Origin of the sequence: Nocardia sp. NPDC052254 (assembly GCF_040679495.1) — a bacterium.
In the GTDB taxonomy this organism is placed as follows: domain Bacteria; phylum Actinomycetota; class Actinomycetes; order Mycobacteriales; family Mycobacteriaceae; genus Nocardia.
Window position 1 is genome coordinate 433188 of record NZ_JBFAUW010000004.1, and the last position, 17859, is coordinate 451046.

At 66.9% G+C, this 17859-nt stretch carries 16 protein-coding genes and 4 tRNA genes; 9 read left to right on the plus strand and 11 right to left on the minus strand.

Annotated elements, in window-relative coordinates; translation table 11 throughout:
* The first annotated feature begins 76 nt into the window (after positions 1-76).
* Positions 77-814 (plus strand): hypothetical protein, encoded by a 738-nt coding sequence (locus tag AB0L57_RS14020; protein WP_364961239.1) that lies wholly within the window; start codon positions 77-79, stop codon positions 812-814.
* 77 nt (positions 815-891) lie between these two features.
* Here the strand turns inward: AB0L57_RS14020 and AB0L57_RS14025 are convergent, their stop codons facing one another.
* On the minus strand, positions 892-1314 hold the full coding sequence (locus AB0L57_RS14025; RefSeq protein WP_364961241.1) for a hypothetical protein: 423 nt from the start codon (positions 1312-1314) through the stop codon (positions 892-894).
* On the opposite strand from AB0L57_RS14025, the gene AB0L57_RS14030 reads away from it, so the two are divergent.
* A complete protein-coding gene (locus AB0L57_RS14030) occupies positions 1304-1426 on the plus strand; it encodes a hypothetical protein (RefSeq protein ID WP_364961243.1) in 123 nt (40 codons plus the stop codon). The genes AB0L57_RS14025 and AB0L57_RS14030 overlap by 11 nt on opposite strands.
* A gap of 399 nt (positions 1427-1825) precedes the next feature.
* On the opposite strand, the gene AB0L57_RS14035 is transcribed toward AB0L57_RS14030, so the two are convergent.
* The 4 genes from AB0L57_RS14035 to AB0L57_RS14050 all read right to left on the minus strand — a co-directional run bounded on the left by AB0L57_RS14035 (position 1826) and on the right by AB0L57_RS14050 (position 2862).
* Positions 1826-1899, minus strand: a tRNA-Phe gene (locus AB0L57_RS14035).
* A gap of 33 nt (positions 1900-1932) precedes the next feature.
* Positions 1933-2006, minus strand: a tRNA-Asp gene (locus AB0L57_RS14040).
* A gap of 27 nt (positions 2007-2033) precedes the next feature.
* Positions 2034-2106: transfer RNA gene (locus tag AB0L57_RS14045), tRNA-Glu, on the minus strand.
* Between the two features lie 90 nt (positions 2107-2196).
* Positions 2197-2862 carry a TetR family transcriptional regulator gene (locus AB0L57_RS14050; protein WP_364961245.1) on the minus strand — a complete coding sequence of 222 codons (666 nt, stop codon included), beginning with the start codon at positions 2860-2862 and terminating at the stop codon, positions 2197-2199.
* Between the two features lie 894 nt (positions 2863-3756).
* Here AB0L57_RS14050 and AB0L57_RS14055 point away from each other — a divergent pair.
* The 5 genes from AB0L57_RS14055 (at position 3757) to phoU (ending at position 9960) form a co-directional block, all read left to right on the plus strand.
* Positions 3757-3832: transfer RNA gene (locus AB0L57_RS14055), tRNA-Lys, on the plus strand.
* A gap of 333 nt (positions 3833-4165) precedes the next feature.
* Positions 4166-5131, plus strand: coding sequence for an acyl-ACP desaturase (locus AB0L57_RS14060; protein WP_364961247.1), 966 nt, complete (start codon positions 4166-4168; stop codon positions 5129-5131).
* Positions 5132-5300: 169 nt separating this feature from the next.
* Entirely contained in the window at positions 5301-6422 is a 1122-nt protein-coding gene (dusB, locus tag AB0L57_RS14065) for a tRNA dihydrouridine synthase DusB (RefSeq protein WP_364961386.1), read from the plus strand.
* A 153-nt stretch (positions 6423-6575) separates the two neighbouring features.
* Entirely contained in the window at positions 6576-9023 is a 2448-nt protein-coding gene (locus AB0L57_RS14070) for an LCP family protein (RefSeq protein ID WP_364961249.1), read from the plus strand.
* A gap of 274 nt (positions 9024-9297) precedes the next feature.
* Positions 9298-9960, plus strand: coding sequence for a phosphate signaling complex protein PhoU (gene phoU / locus AB0L57_RS14075; RefSeq protein WP_364961251.1), 663 nt, complete (start codon positions 9298-9300; stop codon positions 9958-9960).
* A 117-nt stretch (positions 9961-10077) separates the two neighbouring features.
* Here the strand turns inward: phoU and pstB are convergent, their stop codons facing one another.
* From pstB to AB0L57_RS14105, 6 genes are all read right to left on the minus strand, one after another.
* A complete protein-coding gene (gene pstB / locus AB0L57_RS14080) occupies positions 10078-10854 on the minus strand; it encodes a phosphate ABC transporter ATP-binding protein PstB (protein WP_364961253.1) in 777 nt (258 codons plus the stop codon).
* Positions 10855-10874: 20 nt separating this feature from the next.
* The gene (gene pstA, locus AB0L57_RS14085) at positions 10875-11777 is read right to left on the minus strand and encodes a phosphate ABC transporter permease PstA (protein ID WP_364961255.1); all 903 of its coding nucleotides are present in this window, start codon (positions 11775-11777) and stop codon (positions 10875-10877) included.
* The gene (gene pstC, locus AB0L57_RS14090; protein ID WP_364961257.1) at positions 11777-12745 is read right to left on the minus strand and encodes a phosphate ABC transporter permease subunit PstC; all 969 of its coding nucleotides are present in this window, start codon (positions 12743-12745) and stop codon (positions 11777-11779) included. Before pstC ends, pstA begins: the two co-directional genes overlap by 1 nt.
* Before the next feature lie 106 nt (positions 12746-12851).
* Entirely contained in the window at positions 12852-13964 is a 1113-nt protein-coding gene (gene pstS, locus AB0L57_RS14095) for a phosphate ABC transporter substrate-binding protein PstS (RefSeq protein ID WP_364961259.1), read from the minus strand.
* Positions 13965-14270: 306 nt separating this feature from the next.
* Complete coding sequence (gene mshD, locus AB0L57_RS14100) at positions 14271-15227, minus strand: mycothiol synthase (RefSeq protein WP_364961261.1); 957 nt, start codon at positions 15225-15227, stop codon at positions 14271-14273.
* Between the two features lie 46 nt (positions 15228-15273).
* The gene (locus tag AB0L57_RS14105; RefSeq protein WP_364961263.1) at positions 15274-16047 is read right to left on the minus strand and encodes a response regulator transcription factor; all 774 of its coding nucleotides are present in this window, start codon (positions 16045-16047) and stop codon (positions 15274-15276) included.
* 314 nt (positions 16048-16361) lie between these two features.
* Between AB0L57_RS14105 and AB0L57_RS14110 the strand changes: the two genes are divergently transcribed.
* The gene (locus AB0L57_RS14110; protein ID WP_364961265.1) at positions 16362-17168 is read left to right on the plus strand and encodes an LmeA family phospholipid-binding protein; all 807 of its coding nucleotides are present in this window, start codon (positions 16362-16364) and stop codon (positions 17166-17168) included.
* Positions 17165-17611, plus strand: a complete 447-nt coding sequence (locus AB0L57_RS14115) for a thioredoxin family protein (protein ID WP_364961267.1) — start codon at positions 17165-17167, stop codon at positions 17609-17611. The genes AB0L57_RS14110 and AB0L57_RS14115 overlap by 4 nt, the downstream gene beginning before the upstream one ends.
* Positions 17612-17859 lie beyond the last annotated feature (248 nt).

Sequence of the window (17859 nt, forward strand, 5' to 3'; positions counted from 1 at the left end):
TCTTCGACGCCGCACCGGGCGGCGGCTTCCGCGTTCCTGCGGGTGAACCCGGTGGCCGCGGGCAATACTTGCTCAGGTGAGCGGCTCCGAGAACGACAGTTCCACCGGCGACAACAGCTCTCGTGGAAGCAGTTCCGCGGACGACTCCGGCGACCAGGTCCCCGCCTGGGCGCGCCGCACCGCGGGCGAATCACGCTGGGCGGCAACGGCCGCCATCGTCGGCATCATCGTCCTGCAACTGCTGCTGCCCGCACATTTCCAGCTGCGACCGGTCTGGCTGCTCCCCGCACTCGAGGTGCTGCTGCTGATCGTGCTCGTGGTGAGCAGCCCGGTTCGCCTGGACCGGGAGGAGGTCTGGCTGCGCTGGTGCAGCCTGGGTATGGCCGCACTGCTGGGTTTCGCCACCGCCTGGCAGGTGTTCGGCCTCGTGGCGGGCCTGCTCGACGGCACCCTCAGCAACGACCCACCCGTCCTCCTCGGCTCGGGTGCGGCCATCTGGCTGACCAATGTCACCGTATTCGCGCTCTGGTACTGGGAATTCGACCGCGGCGGCCCCGCCGCCAGGGCCCACGCCCGCAAGCCTCTCCCCGACTTCCTCTTCGTCCAGATGCAGAACCCCGACCTGTCCCCCGCGGACTGGGAACCCGAATTCCTCGACTACCTCTACCTGTCGTTCACCAACGCCACCGCCTTCAGCCCCACCGACGTGATGCCCATGTCCCGCTGGGCCAAGACGCTGATGATGGCCGAATCGGCACTGTCGCTGATCACCGCCGCCCTGGTCATCGCCCGCGCGGTGAATGTGCTGAAGTAGCCGGCCGGCACCTCGGGCGAGCGACATCGATTGCCGGGCACCGTCGCTCGCCGTGCGTCCCGGCCACGCCGCCCCGATCAGGACAGCCCGGTGGAGGCGTCCAGGGCCGCGGTGATCTTGCGGGCCATCTCGTCCCGGACGGGGCTGGGGTCGTCCCGGCGGGTCCGGGTGGCCTCGACGGCGACCAGAACGGCGCTGCGGAAGTTGTCGGCCTCGACACGATCCTGTCGCGCGAGGGTGTCCATGGCGGCGGTCAGTGCCGGCAGGACGTGGTCGGCGAGTTCGGCGACGGATTTGCCGGTCAGTGTGATGTCACGCGATTTCGCGGCGAGTACGTGCCCGACCGGACCGGTCACGGAGGTCAGCGCGAGGGCGCCCCGGGTCGAGGCCCGGTGGGGTTTGCCGGTGACATCGGCGGCGGCCATCAGCGATACGGCGCCGTAGGCGGCGGTCCGCAGGGTGGCCTTGTCCTGGTCGGTGAGGGTGACGATGATCGACATGATGGTGTGCTCCTTCGAATCTGTCCGGCTCGACGTCGTTGCCGCCGAGCCGGAACCGGTGACGGAAGAAACCATCGCGTGCGGTCCTGACATCGAGCTGTCACCGTCCTGACAAGACCCCTGACAGGATGCGCACGCACTCACCATGACGACTCGCGCCCCGGCACCGGCCGCGCGAATGATCCCGCCCCGGTCGCGAGCTCCTCCGAGAACGCGGTCGCACAGCGCGCCGTGTGTCGCTGCCATCGCACAGCCACTCGACGCCGGAGCCCGATCCGGCGATCTCGCGCCCGCAAGATACCCCGGTGCAACCGGGTGTCCTGTGGCGCATCGCCCCCGCTGCCGCTCCAGCCGGGCAGACCGGCCGGTGAATTCACCGTGGTCCGCCCGTGCAACGAACGTGCGACACAGGGCGGGTCAGGCCGGACAACAGCGGTCAATCCTGGCACCGACCCCGGTTGCCGAAGAACACGAAAAATCCCCCCGACCAGGTGATCGAGGGGATTGAAAGTGGCCAAGGCCGGGATCGAACCGGCGACCTTCCGCTTTTCAGGCGGACGCTCGTACCAACTGAGCTACCTGGCCGGAGGCACCCGTACCGAATGCCGTATAACAAAGCGACCCTGACGGGACTCGAACCCGCGACCTCCGCCGTGACAGGGCGGCGCGCTAACCAACTGCGCTACAGGGCCTTGCATGCTCCAACAGTGTTGCCACCGTACCCCCTACGGGATTCGAACCCGCGCTACCGCCTTGAAAGGGCGGCGTCCTAGGCCGCTAGACGAAGGGGGCCCGCCGGATCTCTCCGGCCGTTTCTCAACGGCTTCCGTTGGGAGCTCGCATAGCTTATGACAGGGGTTGCGCTATTCCCAAATCGGCTGGTCAGAGGCCCAGATTCAGGTCCTCGAGGCGAGCGGAGGCACGCCAGCCGTGGCGGCGGAATTCATCGAGCCACTCGGGAGTGGCCATCGCCTCGATGATCACCTCCAGCGCCTCGGTGAATCGAGTGCGCAGATCGACACCACCGCCGAGAAGATCGACGATGTAGCGCTGCCCGGCGAGCGAGGCCGCCAGGGTGCGGGTGAACCGATCCGGGTCGGCGTCCGGGCGCAACTGTTTGCGGTCCACAGCCCGCACCGCGAGCTCGCGCGTCGTGCGGCCGACGATCCGGCTGCCTCCGACACGCGCGTCCTGATAGAACTCCGGTTCGATGACGAGCCGGAACTCCGCCTGGGTGATGATGTCGTTGTCCAGCCGCAGGGCCACCTCGTCGATCATCCCGTGCAGGATGTCCAGCGGCTCGAGATCCGTTCGCGCCTGCCATCTTTCACTGGTGGATCGATAGCGTTCGAGGGCAGCGTCCAGCACCGCCCGGGCCAGATCTTCCTTGGAATCGAAATGGAAGTACATCGCACCCTTGGTCGCGCGGGAGCCTTCCAATATGCGATTCAGCGATGCCGCGGCATAACCGCTCTTGCCGAATTCAACGGCGGCGGACCTGATGATCGCCGCTCGTGTCCGGCGGGCCCGCTCTTGCTGCCGTGCCATGCTCGAAACGCCTCCGAAGCTGCTTGCCGCCCGAGGAACCGAGAAGGACGGCCCTCGACGAGAAGTCATAAGATTTTCAATTACTTTGAGTCCGGGCCACTGCCCGGTTTTCAGACTTTGGTTCGAAAATTCGCAGGAATACCTGAAACACACCGGCTGGTATAGTTTCGACGCCCGGGTGCGCCGCAGGGGGTGCGCACCCGGGTTCATTCGTCTCGGATACGCCTCCCGCGACGTCGCCTCTGCGGCGCCGTGACCACCCTGGCCGGTCGCGACACTTTCGGATATAACAACCTTCGGCCGATTCCCAACCGCCGGAAGAGTTCCCGGTTCCGCCGGAATTCACCAAGCGATAACCGTACCCGTAATCCGAGACCGGCGTGTCGGGTACCGGAAAGTCATCCGGGCCGGAAATCGCGACCGATCGCGGCAAATGCCTTGTTGGCGGCCGCACACGTGAATCTCGCCTCGCCCCAGCAATGTTCATCGTCACACACCGACACCGCATCGATCCGCCACTCGCTCCGGCCGCTGCGCCGCCTGCCGGGCGGTTCCATCGATACGACCACCTCCGTACCAAATATGTTGCCACGCACTACGTTTGGCTAATGCTTCCATACTTCCGCGCTGAAACAAATTGTTGAGCAAGGAGATTGCCAGGCCATCACCCCACGACGCACCATTCGCCGGGGCTCGTTCCCCCGCCGAATGACCCCGGCTCGACGCCACCGCCGCGGCCGGCGCGCAGTCGGCATCGGCCCTCCCGGGCCGCACACCGCGGCTCGAACCGGGCCGCGACACCCGTCCGCGACCAGCGCGGATACCCACCGCCACACCGCCACCCAGATACCGGTTACCACTTCCGCGCGCGAAACACTTAGACTTGCGCCTCGCGCCCCTATAGCTCAGTTGGTAGAGCTACGGACTTTTAATCCGCAGGTCCCAGGTTCGAGCCCTGGTGGGGGCACCAGCGGGAGGCCGGAGCGACGTCGCTCCGGCCCTCCGTCGATCTACCCCCCGGCCGCGTCATGAAACAACCGCGACCAGCAAATTTCACCGAGAGTCCGGATTCGAAGCTAACGTTCGGATTTCTCCCGCGATACACCGTGACGCACAGGTTCACCACTTACACTCCATGCGGTCGGTACCGTGTGCCAACACCCCATATGAGTGGTCAGCAACGCTGTGAACTCGTACAGGTGCGCTTCGCATCACACCTACGGTGCCGTAAGGTATGGGCGGCGGCGGCAGGCCACAAGGGGGCGACCAGCTATATAGCAGGACAACATCGAAGGGCATATGTATGGCAAGGGATCTGACTCAACTCGAGCTGCTGACGGAGTTGGAGCCGGTTGCCGAAGAGAACGTCAACCGGCACCTCTCGATGGCCAAGGAATGGCACCCGCACGACTATGTGCCGTGGGATCAGGGCCGCAACTTCGCCGCCATGGGTGGTGTCGACTGGGATCCGGAGCAGTCCACACTCAGCGAAGTCGCCAAGGCCGCGATGATCACCAACCTGCTCACCGAGGACAACCTGCCCTCCTACCACCGCGAGATCGCCGAGAACTTCTCCATGGACGGCGCCTGGGGCACCTGGGTCGGCCGGTGGACCGCCGAGGAGAACCGGCACGGCATCGTGATGCGTGACTACCTGGTGGTCACCCGCGGTGTGGACCCGGTCGCCCTCGAACAGGCCCGCATGATCCACATGACCAACGGTTTCGCCTCTCCTGCCGAGGCCGACGCCGGATTCCTGCATTCGGTCGCCTACGTGACCTTCCAGGAGCTCGCCACCCGGGTCAGCCACCGCAACACCGGCAAGGTCTGCGACGACCCGATCGCCGACCGCATGCTGCAGCGCGTCGCCGCCGACGAGAACCTGCACATGATCTTCTACCGCAACATGTGCGGCGCGGCGCTGGACCTGGCGCCCGACCAGGCCCTCGACGCGATCACCCTGATCCTCGAGAACTTCCAGATGCCCGGCGCCGGAATGCCGAACTTCCGCCGCAACGGTGTGCTGATGGCCAAGCACGGCATCTACGACCTGCGCCAGCACCTGGAAGAGGTCGTCCAGCCGGTGCTGAAGAAGTGGCGTGTCTTCGAGCGCGACGACTTCACCGCCCGCGGCGAGCAGACCCGCGAGCGGCTCGGTGAGTTCTTGGAGAAGCTGAGCAAGGACGTGGTCAAGTTCGAGGAGCAGCGCGACCGCTCGCTGGCCCGCGAGGCCGCCAAGCGCGAACGCAACCTCACCGCCGCCAGCTGATCAGACATTTCTATTCCGGCCGGGACCGGTGCCTGTGGGCGCCGGTCCCGTCCGCACGCACAGGGTGCGGATACGTCATCGCAGGTAGCGGGCTGCCTGTGAGCCCGACCACTCCAGCACGGATGGGACACTGGAACTCGTGACCGCGGCACTAGACACCAGAACCGGATTGCGGATCGGCCCCTACTCGGTCGATCCGCCGGTGGTGCTCGCGCCGATGGCGGGCATCACCAATGTCGCGTTCCGGAAATTGTGCCGGGAGTTCGGCAGCCGGACCTCCATCTACGTCTGCGAGATGATCACCGCCCGCGCGGTGGTGGAGCGGCACGAGAAGACGCTGCACATGATGGCCTTCGACGCCGACGAGCAGCCGCGCTCGATGCAGCTCTACGGCGTGGATCCCAAAACCCTCGGTGAGGCGGTCCGCATCATCGTGGGCGAAGGCTGGGCCGATCACATCGATCTCAATCTCGGCTGCCCGGTGAAGAAGGTGACCAGGCTCGGCGGCGGAGCGGCGCTGCCCTACAAGCGCCGGTTGTTCGCCGATATCGTGCGGGAGATGGTCGCCGCGGCCGAGCCCGCCGGTGTTCCGGTGACGTTCAAGTTCCGCATCGGCATCGACGACGATCATCTGACCTATCTGGATACCGGCCGGATCGCCGAGGCGGAGGGCGCGGCCGCGGTGTCGCTGCACGCCCGCACGGCCGCCCAGCTGTATTCCGGTCAGGCCGACTGGTCGGCCATCGCCCGGCTCAAGGAGGCCGTCACCACGATTCCGGTTCTCGGCAACGGCGATATCTTCTCCGCCGCCGATGCGCTGACGATGATCGCCGAAACCGGTTGTGACGGTGTCGTGGTCGGTCGCGGATGCCTCGGGCGCCCCTGGCTGTTCGCCGAGCTCAGCGCCGCACTGCGCGGTGAGCCCATCCCCGAGGGCCCGAACCTGGGACGAGTCGGTGAAATCCTGTATCGGCACGCGACCCTGCTCGTCGACCATGACGGCGAAGACAAGGCCATGCGCGATATCCGCAAGCACATGGCCTGGTACTTCATGGGCTTCCCGCTCGGCTCGCAACTGCGCCGCAGTTTCGCGACCGTGAGCAGTCTCACGCGGCTGCGCGAACTCATCGACCAGCTGCCCCCCGATGTCCCGTTCCCCGCGGATGCCCAGGGACCGCGCGGACGACAGGGCTCGCCGGCGGCGAAGGTGGTGCTACCCGAGGGGTGGCTCGACGACCCGGAGGACCGGACGGTTCCCTCGGCCGCCGATGTCATGCACAGCGGAGGCTGAATCAAATACTCTCTGACCTGCTCGGACAGTTATTCCTGGTTTAGAAGTGGCCAACTGTGGCGTAATCGTTATCATGGCGTGGGCCGCCGCGTAGCGGGCGATGTCCGCGCGTGTCGACTGTGACGAAGTAATGGAATGAAGTGAGGTTCGTTGGTGGGTGACGACGATCGGCGCGGGCGTGCGTCCCGGCCCGGAGGTCGCGCCCCGTGGGAGCGCTACCCCGGCCCCGAATCCGGTGAGAACGCCGCCGCCCCTCGCAATCGGCGCACGGACGAGCCCAAGCCCACCAAGCAACTGACTGTCCAGGATCTGGTGCAGCGGGTCGACAGCGAGCGCACCACCCGTCGGCGCAAGGACGACGCCGGGGACGGTGGACGGAAAGCGCCGGGCGAGACCACCGGGCGCCCCGCACAACCCGAACGCGGCACCCGCCAGCCTGGAAAACGCAGCCGTGCAACGGATGACGCCGCGCGTCCGGCCGCACCGACCGGTGCGAACCGTGCCGCTCCTCGCGGCGGGCGCAACGCGCAACCACCGGCCGCACCCCCCGCCCGCGGCGGCGCACCGCGCGTGGGCGACGCCGGAATGCCTGCCGACCGCGGACGCACTGCGACGCCGCCCGCCCGCCCCGGCCGCGCCGCAGCACCCGGCGCACCGGCGAACGCGCCGCGTCCCGCCGAGACCGGCGCCACCCCGCGTAGCCGCAAGGGCGCCGACCCTCGTGCCGCACAGTCCAATCGCGCCGCCGCGCCCGAGCAGACCACCCGGGGCAAGCGCCCGGCCCCGCGCCGGCCCGGACCCGATCCGCATGCGTCGGCCCCCGCTCCCGCGCTCGATGCCGCGGGTGCCGCCGCCGGGCGAGCCGCGACCGGCGGAACTCGTACCGCCGCACCGGCTTCCGAGGATGCCCAGCCCACCACCGTGTACCGGGCCCCCGGCCCCGACACCCCGCCGGATCGGCAAGCACCCGGCGGGCCGGCACCCGTGCCCGAGCAGGTCACCGATCAACTCCCCATGCCCGACGACGAATCCGGCTCCACCGCAGCATCTTCCGCGGCGGATGCGGACCCCGAGGAGAAGCCGAAGCTCTCACGCCTGGCGGCGAGCCGGCAGCGGCGTAGCCGCCGGGTCCGGCTGGCGGCCCGGTCCACCTCGACGTTGTGCGCGGTCGTCGCACTGCTGGCGACCGGGATCGGCTGGAACTACCTGCGCGCCACCGACAACAGCTTCACCCAGGTGTCGGCGCTGGACGGCGACTCCGGCGACGTCGTCGATCCCGGTGGCCAGACCGGTGACGAGAACTTCCTCATCGTCGGCACCGACACTCGCGCGGGTGTGGACAGCAGTCTGGGCGCCGGAACCACCGAGGATGCCGAGGGCGCACGGTCGGACACCGTGATGATGGTTCACATTCCGAAGGACCGCTCTCGCGTGGTGGCAGTGTCCTTCCCACGTGATCTCGATGTCAGCCGCCCCGAATGTGCGGGCTGGGACAACGACACGGCCAAATACACCGACTCGACCTTCCCGGCTGCCAACGGCGACAAGCTCAATGCCACCTACGCACTCGGCGGGCCGAAATGCCTGACGAATGTCATCAGGCGACTGTCCGGGCTCAAGATCAACCATTTCGTGGGTATCGACTTCAGCGGTTTTCAATCGATGGTCGACACCATCGGCGGCGTCGAGGTGTGCACCAACCGGCCGCTGGTGGACGACGAACTCGGAACCGTTCTCCCCAACCCGGGCCGCCAGATTCTGAACGGTCCCACCGCGTTGGATTACGTCCGCGCCCGCCACGTCCAGGGCGAGGAACGCAGCGACTACGACCGCATCCATCGCCAGCAGTTGTTCCTGTCCTCGCTGCTGCGCAGTGCGCTGTCGTCGAAGGTGCTGTTCGACATCGGCAAGCTCAACGGCTTCATCGGCGCATTCAGCAGCCATGCCTTCATGGACAACGTCAGCACCAAGGACTTGCTGATGCTCGGACGATCGATGCAGAAGATGAGCAGTGGTGCCATCACCTTCCTGACCGTCCCGACCGCCGGTACCACGTCCTACGGCAACGAGATTCCGCGCGAATCCGATATCAAGGCGATCTTCCAGGCGATCATCGACGATCAGCCGCTGCCCGGGGAGAAGAAGGCCCCCGAGGCACCCAAGCCCAGCCAGGCACCGACGCCACCGCAGCTCAGTGCGGTCGATCCGAGCACGGTGTCGGTGCAGGTGTCCAACGGATCGGGCCAGACCGGTATCGCCGGTACCGCGGCGACCCGTTTCGGCGCCGAGGGATTCCAGATCTACAACGTCGGCAACTACTCCGGCGGCACGATCGACACCACCACCGTGCGGTACTCGGCCGGTCACGAGGCGGAGGCGGCCACGGTCGCCTCGGCGCTGCCGGGCGCCAAGCTCGCGAGCGCACCCGGGCTCGGAAGTATCGTCGAGGTCGCACTCGGCGCAGACTTCTCCGGCACGGTCGGTACACCGGCCGAGTTCGGCTCCCCGGTCGCGGCACCGGACGGGTCCGCCGACGCCGCACCGGTCGAACTCCCCTCCGACCTCGAACACGTCAACGCCGCCGACGATCAGTGCAAGTGACAGTTGCCCGGTCGGCCGGGCGCTGACACGGCGAAATGCCCTGCGGAACCGGGTCGGTCTCCTGGATCGCAGGGCACTGTCTTCTCCCCGGCCCGGTCGCAGCGGGGACGCCGAGCGGCTTCGACACAATGGTGGCGCGGATTCCGCGGGCACGGCGCGCTCTGCTCGATCGCGGTGAGCCGCGCTCACCTGCGCAGACGGCGCGCGAGACCGGCACCGATGATTCACTCACCGTTCGTGACTTGGTCAGCACCGCTGACTAGTCTTTGGTTTCATGCGTGTCATCTACAACGAACAAATGGCCGATCTCGCCGATATGCTCGGCGAGATGGCCGGACTGGCCGGTACGGCCATGGAGCAGGCCACCCAGGCGCTGCTGCAGGCCGATATCGCGCTGGCCGAGCAGGTGATCACCGAATCCGACCGGATCGCCGGGATGATCACGCAGTCCGAGGAGAAGGCCTTCGCGCTGCTGGCACTGCAGGCGCCCGTTGCCGGTGATCTGCGGCAGGTGGTGAGCGCGATCCAGATCGTCGCCGATGTGAATCGCATGGGTGTGCTGGCGCTGCACGTCGCCAAGGTCGCCCGGCGCCGTCACCCCAACCACGCGCTGCCGGAGGCCGTCAACGGCTACTTCGCCGAGATGGGCCGGATCGCGGTGAACATGGGTGCGACGGCCAAGGAAGTCCTCGAATCGCGCGATCCGGAACGGGCCGCACAGCTCAACGAGGACGACGAGGCGATGGACGATCTGCATCGCCACCTGTTCTCGCTGCTGATGGACCGGGAGTGGAAGCACGGGGTCGCCGCGGCGGTCGATGTCACGCTGCTGGGCCGCTACTACGAGCGCTTCGCCGACCACGCCGTGGAGATCGGCCGCCGGGTGGTCTTCCTGGTCACCGGCGTGCTGCCCCCTGATCCCGACGCCCAGGACTGAGCGTTTCCGAACTGACCGGACACGGCAGCATCGGCACACAGGACTCCGCAAAGAAAGATCCCCGGCCCACCTGGGCCGGGGATCTTCGTGCGTGAACGGCGGCGAGGCGGCCCGGCTCTAGCCGAAGCGGCCGGAGATGTAGTCCTCGGTCGCCTTCTGGGTGGGGTTGGAGAAGATCCGCTCGGTCTCGTCGATCTCGATCAACTTGCCGGGCTTGCCCTGCGCCTCCAGGTTGAAGAACGCCGTCTGGTCACTCACACGTGCGGCCTGCTGCATGTTGTGGGTGACGATGACGATCGTGTACTCCTTCTTCAACTCGGAGATCAGATCCTCGATCGCGAGCGTGGAGATCGGGTCCAGCGCCGAACACGGCTCGTCCATCAGCAGCACATCGGGCGAGACCGCGATGGCGCGGGCGATGCACAGACGCTGCTGCTGACCACCGGACAGACCACCGCCGGGCTTGTCGAGTCGATCCTTGACCTCGTTCCACAGGTTCGCACCGCGCAACGACCGCTCGGCGACCTCGTCGAGATCCTTGCGGCTGCGTACGCCCTGCAGCTTCAGCCCGGCCACGACGTTGTCGCGAATCGACATGGTGGGGAACGGATTCGGCCGCTGGAACACCATGCCGATGGTGCGGCGCACGCCGACCGGGTCCACGGTCGCGCCGTAGATGTCCTCGCCGTCGAGCAGTACCGCACCCTCGACCCGGGCGCTCGGAGTCACCTCGTGCATGCGGTTCAGCGACCGCAGCACGGTGGACTTACCGCAACCCGAGGGGCCGATGAACGCGGTGACGCTGCGCGGCAATACGGTCAGCGACACCTCGGACACAGCATGGAATTTGCCGTAGAAGATGTTGAGATCTTTGACGTCGATCCGCTTGGCCATTGTCGTATTTCCGTTCGCTTCTATCGATTCCGCGTGAGCAATTTGTTGGCCACGGCCGCAGCGACGTACAGCAGTGCGATGAGCAGGATCAGCGTCAGCGACGCACCCCAGACTCGCATCCGGCCGGCGGGCTCCGGGTTGGCCAGCTCCTGATAGATCAGCAGCGGTAGCGAGGCCATGTTCCCGTTGAAGATGTCGAAGTTGATCGACTTCGAGTAGCCGACCAATACCAGGACCGGCGCGGTCTCACCCATGACGCGGGCGACCGCGAGCAGCATGCCGCTGATCATGCCCGGCAGTGCGGTGGGTACCACGATCCGCAGGATCGTCTTCCACTTCGGAATGCCCAGGGCGTAGGACGCTTCACGCAGTTCGTCCGGGACCAGCTTGAGCATCTCCTCGGTGCTGCGCACCACCACCGGCAACATCAGCAGCACCAGTGCCAGCGAGACCGCGAAGGCCGACTGCGGGAAACCGAGCGTGGCGATCCACAGGGCGAAGACGAACAGCGCGGCGACGATCGACGGCACACCGGCGAGGATGTCGACCATGAAGGTCGTGGTCTTGGCCAGCCAGCCGCGCCCGTATTCGACCAGGAAGACCGCGGCCATGATGCCCAGTGGCACCGCGATCACCGCGGCGACCGCGGACTGCACGATGGTGCCGTAGATCGCGTGGTACACACCGCCCGCGAACTGATCGGGCAGCACACCCTTCTGCGATTTGGACCACCAGCCGCTGCTGACGATCGCGTGGAAACCCTTGTTCAGCACCAGGATCAGCACCCAGCCCAGCGGGATCAGCGCGATACCGAAGGAGGCCCACATGACTCCGGTGGCGGCATTGTTGCGGACCTTGCGGGTGAGGCTGACGTGCCGGAAGGTCGGTGCCTTGATCGGCTTGTCGAGTGTGGTCGTACTCATTACCCGTTCACCTTCCCGCCGGCGGCGATCCGAGCCAGCGCGTTGACCACGAAGGTCAGCGCGAACAGTACGAAACCGGCTGCGATGTAGGCGCCGGTCGGCAGCGCCTGGCTGAATTCCGATGCGGCCGCGGCGATCTTGGAGGCGAAGGTGTAGCCACCGTCGAACAGCGACCAGCTGCCCGGCTTGGCCGCGGTGCGCAGCACCAGCAGCACCGCGATGGTCTCACCGAGCGCGCGGCCCAGGCCCAGCATGGATCCGGCGATCACGCCGCTGCGCCCGTAGGGCAGCACCGTCATCCGCACGACTTCCCATTTGGTGGCGCCCAGCGCCTGCGCCGCCTCGACATGAGCGCGCGGGGTGAGCTGGAAGACCTCCCGGCTGACCGAGGTGATGATCGGCAGGATCATCACGGCCAGCACGACACCGGCGGTGAAGATGGTGCCGCCACCGCTGATCGAGACGTTGCCCTGGCTGAACAGGAAGAACCAGCCCAGGTTGTCGTTGAGGAATTGCTCGAATGGCGCCAGCTTCTCGGCCAGCACCAGGAAACCCCACAGACCGAACACGATCGAAGGCACCGCCGCGAGCAGATCCACCAGCATCGTGAACGGGCGGGCCAGCACCTTCGGCGCGTACTGCGTGAGGAACAACGCGATCCCGACACCGAGCGGTACCGCGATCAGCAGTGCCAGCAGCGAACTCAGCACCGTGACCATGAACAGATCACGGATACCGAAGTGCATGTCGTCGGCGTTGCCGACGTTGAATTCCGCACTGCCGAAGAAGTTCGCCTTGTTCGCCGCTATCGACGGCACCGCGCGGATCAGCAGAAACAGTGCGATGAGCGCGATGGCCGCAACGATCGTGGCACCGGCCGCGGTGGCCAGCGAACGGAAGATGGTCTCCGCGCGCTGACTGTTGCCGCCTGGGCGGCCGGCCGGTTTGTTGCTCGACTCACTCGGCATGGAGGAAGTATCTCCCGGGGGGACTTCACTGCCCGTCCGCGGGCCGGTCGAATCGGCCTGGCCCGCGGCGGTGACATCGTCGTGGACGGTCATGTGGGGTTCGCAATCAGGAGATGGCGTTGATCGCTGTGGTCAGCTTGGTCTTGAACGCGTCCGGAATCGGCACGTAGCCGGAATTCTCGAGCCCGTTCTGACCGTTGTCGATCGCAGAGGTCAGGAACGCTTTGACGGCCTTGCCGGTATCGGCGTCGGAATACTTCGAGCACACGATTTCGTAGGTGGCCAGCATGATCGGGTAGGCGCCCGGATCGGTCGGCTTGTAGAACGAGTTGGTGTCGATGATGAGGTCGTTGCCCGCACCGGTGATCTTCGCGGCGGCGATCGCCTTACCCGCGGACTCGACCGACAGCGGCACCGGCTTGACGGCGGCATCGGTGATGATCTGCGCGGTGGCCAGGTTCTGCGACTTGGCGAACGACCACTCGTTGTAGGTGACGGCGCCCTTGGTGTTCTTGATCGCGGCCGAGGTGCCCTCGTTGCCCTTGGCGCCCTCACCGACGCCACCGACGAAGGCCTTGCCCGCACCCTTGCCCCAGGCACCGTTCGAGGCGGCGTCGAGGTAGCGCTGGAAGTTGTCGGTGGTGCCCGACTCGTCACTGCGGAAGATCACGTGGATGTCGTCACCGGGCAGATTCACACCCTGGTTCAGGCCCTTGATCGCCGGATCGTCCCACTTCTTGATGGTGCCGTTGAAGACCTTGGCAGCCGTCGGGCCGTCGAGCGTCAGGTTGGTGACACCGTCGAGGTTGTAGGTGATGGCGATCGGGCCGAACACGGTGGGCAGGTTCCACGCCGGAGCGCCGCATCGGTCGGCGGCCTTCTTCGGCTCGTCCTTCTTCGGATCCAGCGCGGAGTCCGAACCGCCGAAGTCGGTCTGGCCGCCGACGAATTCGTTCACGCCGGCACCGGAACCACTGGAGGTGTAGTCCAGCTTGGCGCCGTCGCAGTTCTGCTCGTACGCGGCGACGAAGTGGTCCATCGCGTTCTTCTGCGCAGAGGATCCGCTGGCCTTCAGCGCCTTCTTGCCGCCACAGGCGACATCGACCTTGGCGGCATTGCCGGTCGCGGCCGTGTTGTCGTCGCTGCCACAGGCAGACAGGGTCAGAGCACCGGCTGCCGCCAGCACGCCGAGGAGGGCGCCACTGCGCTTGAGATTCACCTGTTCCTCCGGGAATCGCTTCGTACACGTCCGATCCCTCAACGACCGGACGGGTCCTGGGTGCCGTTCGCAGAGAACTTGCGCACCGAGCAGCGAATGCCGCCCACAAGTAAGTTAGGTTGGGCTGGTTGACAGGGGGACCTGGGCAAGTGAACGCGGGGTGAACAACCCGGCGCGATTGCGGTTCAAACATGTGAGATTTGCCGCATCGTTACTGCAATTGAGTGACCGGACACTCTCGGAGCACCCGGTGGCGCCCGCACGAGAGGTACGGCCCGCCCGCCAATCCCTCTCGCGGGCGCGGGGTCAGCGGGACGAGTAGGCGGCGTCGATGTGCGCGGTCTCGAAACCCAGCCGGGTGTAGGTGTGCACCGCGGCGGTGTTGTCGGCCTCGGTGTAGAGGATCACCGTGCCCAGACCGCGATTCCGCAGATGATGCAGGCCCGCGAGCGTCAGCAGTCTCCCCAGCCCACGCCCTTGCGCGGCGGGATCGACGGCGACCACGTACACCTCGCCGACCGCCTCGGAGGTCTCGTCCGCGGGATGCACCTTGGTCCAGTGGAATCCCAGAATGCGTTCCGGGGCGGCGGCGTCGACGGCGATGAACAGGCCCGCCGGATCGAACCAGGGCGATTCCCGCCGCACCGCGACATCGGCCTCGGTCCAGCCACCCTGTTCCGGATGCCAGTCGAACGCGGCATTGTTGACCCGCAGGATCTCGGCATCGTCACCGGGTCCGGCGTAGGTGCGCAGCGTGATGTCCTCCGGAACCGAAAGTTCCGGTAGCTCGACGGTTGCCAAAAGGCGCATCTGCCACAGCTCACGGGCCACCGACAGACCCAGCCGACCGGCCACCGCGCGCGCCGGAGCGAGATTGCCGTGCGCCCAGATCCGCGCACCCGCACCGCCGGTCTCGAGCGCCGCGGCCACCAGGGCCGCACCGATCCCCCGGCCCCGCGCCCGGGGATCCACGACGGCCTCCGCCATCGCGGGGTGATCACCGTGTGCCGGAACGAGATTGGCGTAGGCGACCACTTCGCCGTCACGCTCCACCGTCAGGTGCCGCGCGGCCGACTGCGGGGAATCCTGTTCGCCGTCTTCGGATTTCCCCGGCTGGGGCCGCTGCACCGACAGCACGGCCTGCTCGGAAACAGGCGCCACGCCGTCGGACGCGCCGGCTCGTTCGACCAGTGCCACCACCTCGGCCGCCACCTCGGCGGACACCTCTGCGACCCAGCCCGGCACCTGTGCGCTCACACCCATCCCTACTCTTGTATCCCGATCGTCACCTGTCGCGAACGCCACGAATCTACGGCGAGGTGCCGTTGACCTGGGTCAGCTGCGCATCCTCGGCGCCGCCGTCGCCCTCGTCGGCCGGTGCGCCCGCCGACTCGGCGGTCTTCGCACCGGAGGACCGCGCCGGGCGAACCGCCTTGTATCCCACATTGCGCACGGTACCGATCAGCGATTCGTATTCACTGCCGAGTTTGGCGCGCAACCGCCGCACGTGTACATCGACCGTGCGGGTGCCGCCGAAGAAGTCGTAGCCCCACACCTCCTGCAGCAGCTGCGCGCGGGTGAAGACCCGGCCCGCGTGCTGCGCGAGGTATTTCAGCAGCTCGAATTCCTTGTAGGTCAGATCCAGCGGACGTCCGCGCAGGCGCGCGGTGTAGGTGCCCTCGTCGATGACCAGCTCGCCGAGGGTGATCTTTCCGGTGTTCTCCGGGCTGGCCGCACCACCGTTGCGCGCCACCAGCAACCGCAGGCGGGCATCGAGTTCGGCGGGGCCGGTGCCGGGCAGCAGGATGTCGTCGAGACCCCAGTCCGCGTTGACCGCCACCAGGCCGCCCTCGGTGAGCACGGCGACCACCGGCACCGAGGATCCGGTGCTGCCCAGCAACCGGCACAGCCCGCGGGCGGCGGCCAGATCGGTGCGGGCGTCGACGAGCGCAATATCCGCGGTGCCGGCCTCGAGCAGCGAGGCCACCTCGGTGGGTGCGGGACGCACATTGTGCGGAAGCAGTGCCAGCGACGGCAATACGGCTTCCGGATTCGGATCGGAGGTCAGCAGGAGTAACTCCACCGGCTCTCCTCCCACTCGGGCATGTCCGCGGGCAACCTCGACGTCAATCGCGAATCCATGCGCGTCGGCACAGGTAATTCGGTGCCTACATTAGCGCGTGCAACGTAACGATCACGTTTCCTGAAAGCCGCCACGCCCGGCGCGGGCAGCCTGCGCGGACCAGCCACGATGCCCGGCCCGGCACGATGCCCGCGCACCCGGCACACCACCGGCAGATATCGTGCCTACCCGGGTAGCCTCTCACCGAACCTCGTATACCTCCGCGCGCGAGCGATGTTCCGCGCGCGTGGACGGCCTGGAACTCGGAGCTGTGGATGAGAAAACTGATCGTCGGACTGCTGCTGGTGGTCGCGATCGCCGTCGTGGTCGATTTCACCGCGGCGGCCTACTCGGAGTACCGGGTATCGCGGTCGCTGCGCGCGGGCGGCGAACTCAGCGCCGATCCCGAGGTGACCATTCACGGCTTCCCGTTCCTCGCGCAGACCGCCCGCGGCAACTACCGCAACATCGAGGTCCGGGCCCGCGCGAACCGACCGGACATCCCCGGCGAGATCCTGGTCGAGTCGACCCTCAACGGTGTGCATCTGTCGATGCACGATCTCGTGAACAACGACATGCGCTCGGTGATGGTGGATCAGGTCGCCGGGCGTATGCGGATCGAACCCACCGAACTGGGCCGGCTGTTCAACATCCCGGATCTCGAGGTGGTGACCCGGCCCGCCGACAAATCCGACGGTACCGGCGGCTCCGGCGGCTCGGGCATGACCACCCAGGGCGCGCTCGTACTCACCGGAACCATCCAGCTCGGCCCGGAAACCCGCAGTACCGACCGGGTGAGCGTGAAGGCCGACCTGTTCCTGGACGGTGATCAGATCAAGCTCGTCGCCACCGATCTCTACCACGGCGGCGTGGATACCACGGCCCCCACGACCACCGCCGCGGAACTGGGTCCCGACCTCGACAAGGCCGCCGTGCTGGCCCGCTTCACCCGCACCATCGACACCCGGGATCTGCCCTTCGGCGTGCCCCCGAAGACCGTGCAGGCCGTCGGCGGGAATATCGTGGTGGAAGGGGAAGGGGAGAACATCCGCATTGATATGGACAGGTTTGCCCGACCATGATTCAACTCACGATCCTCGCCGTCGTCCTGCTGGCCGCTGTGGCCGTGGGAGTCGCCCTGAAGTTGCGTGAGGGTCGGGTCCGCACCGCGAAGACCATCGATATCGCGGGTTCGCGGACCGAACTGCTCAGCGCCGTCGGTGTCGACGAGGCCGTGCCGACCGTCCTGCACTTCTCCGCGGACTGGTGCGGTCCGTGCGCGGCGGTGCGGCGGGTGGTCGCCGGTGTGGTCGCCGATCTGGCCGATACCGATCAGCCGCCGCGCGATATCGAGGTCGACATCGACGCGGAGGCGGAGCTGGCGCGCGAACTGAACGTGCTGTCGCTGCCCACCACATTCGTCTTCGATGCCCGCGGACGCGAGCGCTTCCGGATCTCCGGGGTCCCCAAGGCCACCGATCTGCGTAGTGCGCTGGCCCCGCTCACAGTTCCCGAAGCCGCCTGAACTCCTGCTCACAAGCCCTTTCAGGACCACCGTATCCCCCGCTTGTCAGCCTGATTTCGGACCCCGGGTCCAATTCCCTCCCGAAACCGGGTAAACTGCTCTGCGTGCAAACCCGCCGAGAGCTGATGCTCACCCGACGCCGCACAGTCGATCTGTGCCGCCTCGGCGGTTGTTGCTGCCTGTGCATGTAGCCGGTCGGCCTTTCGTATCCTTTGCGCCCGACCGGTTTTCACCGAGTGCGTGATCTC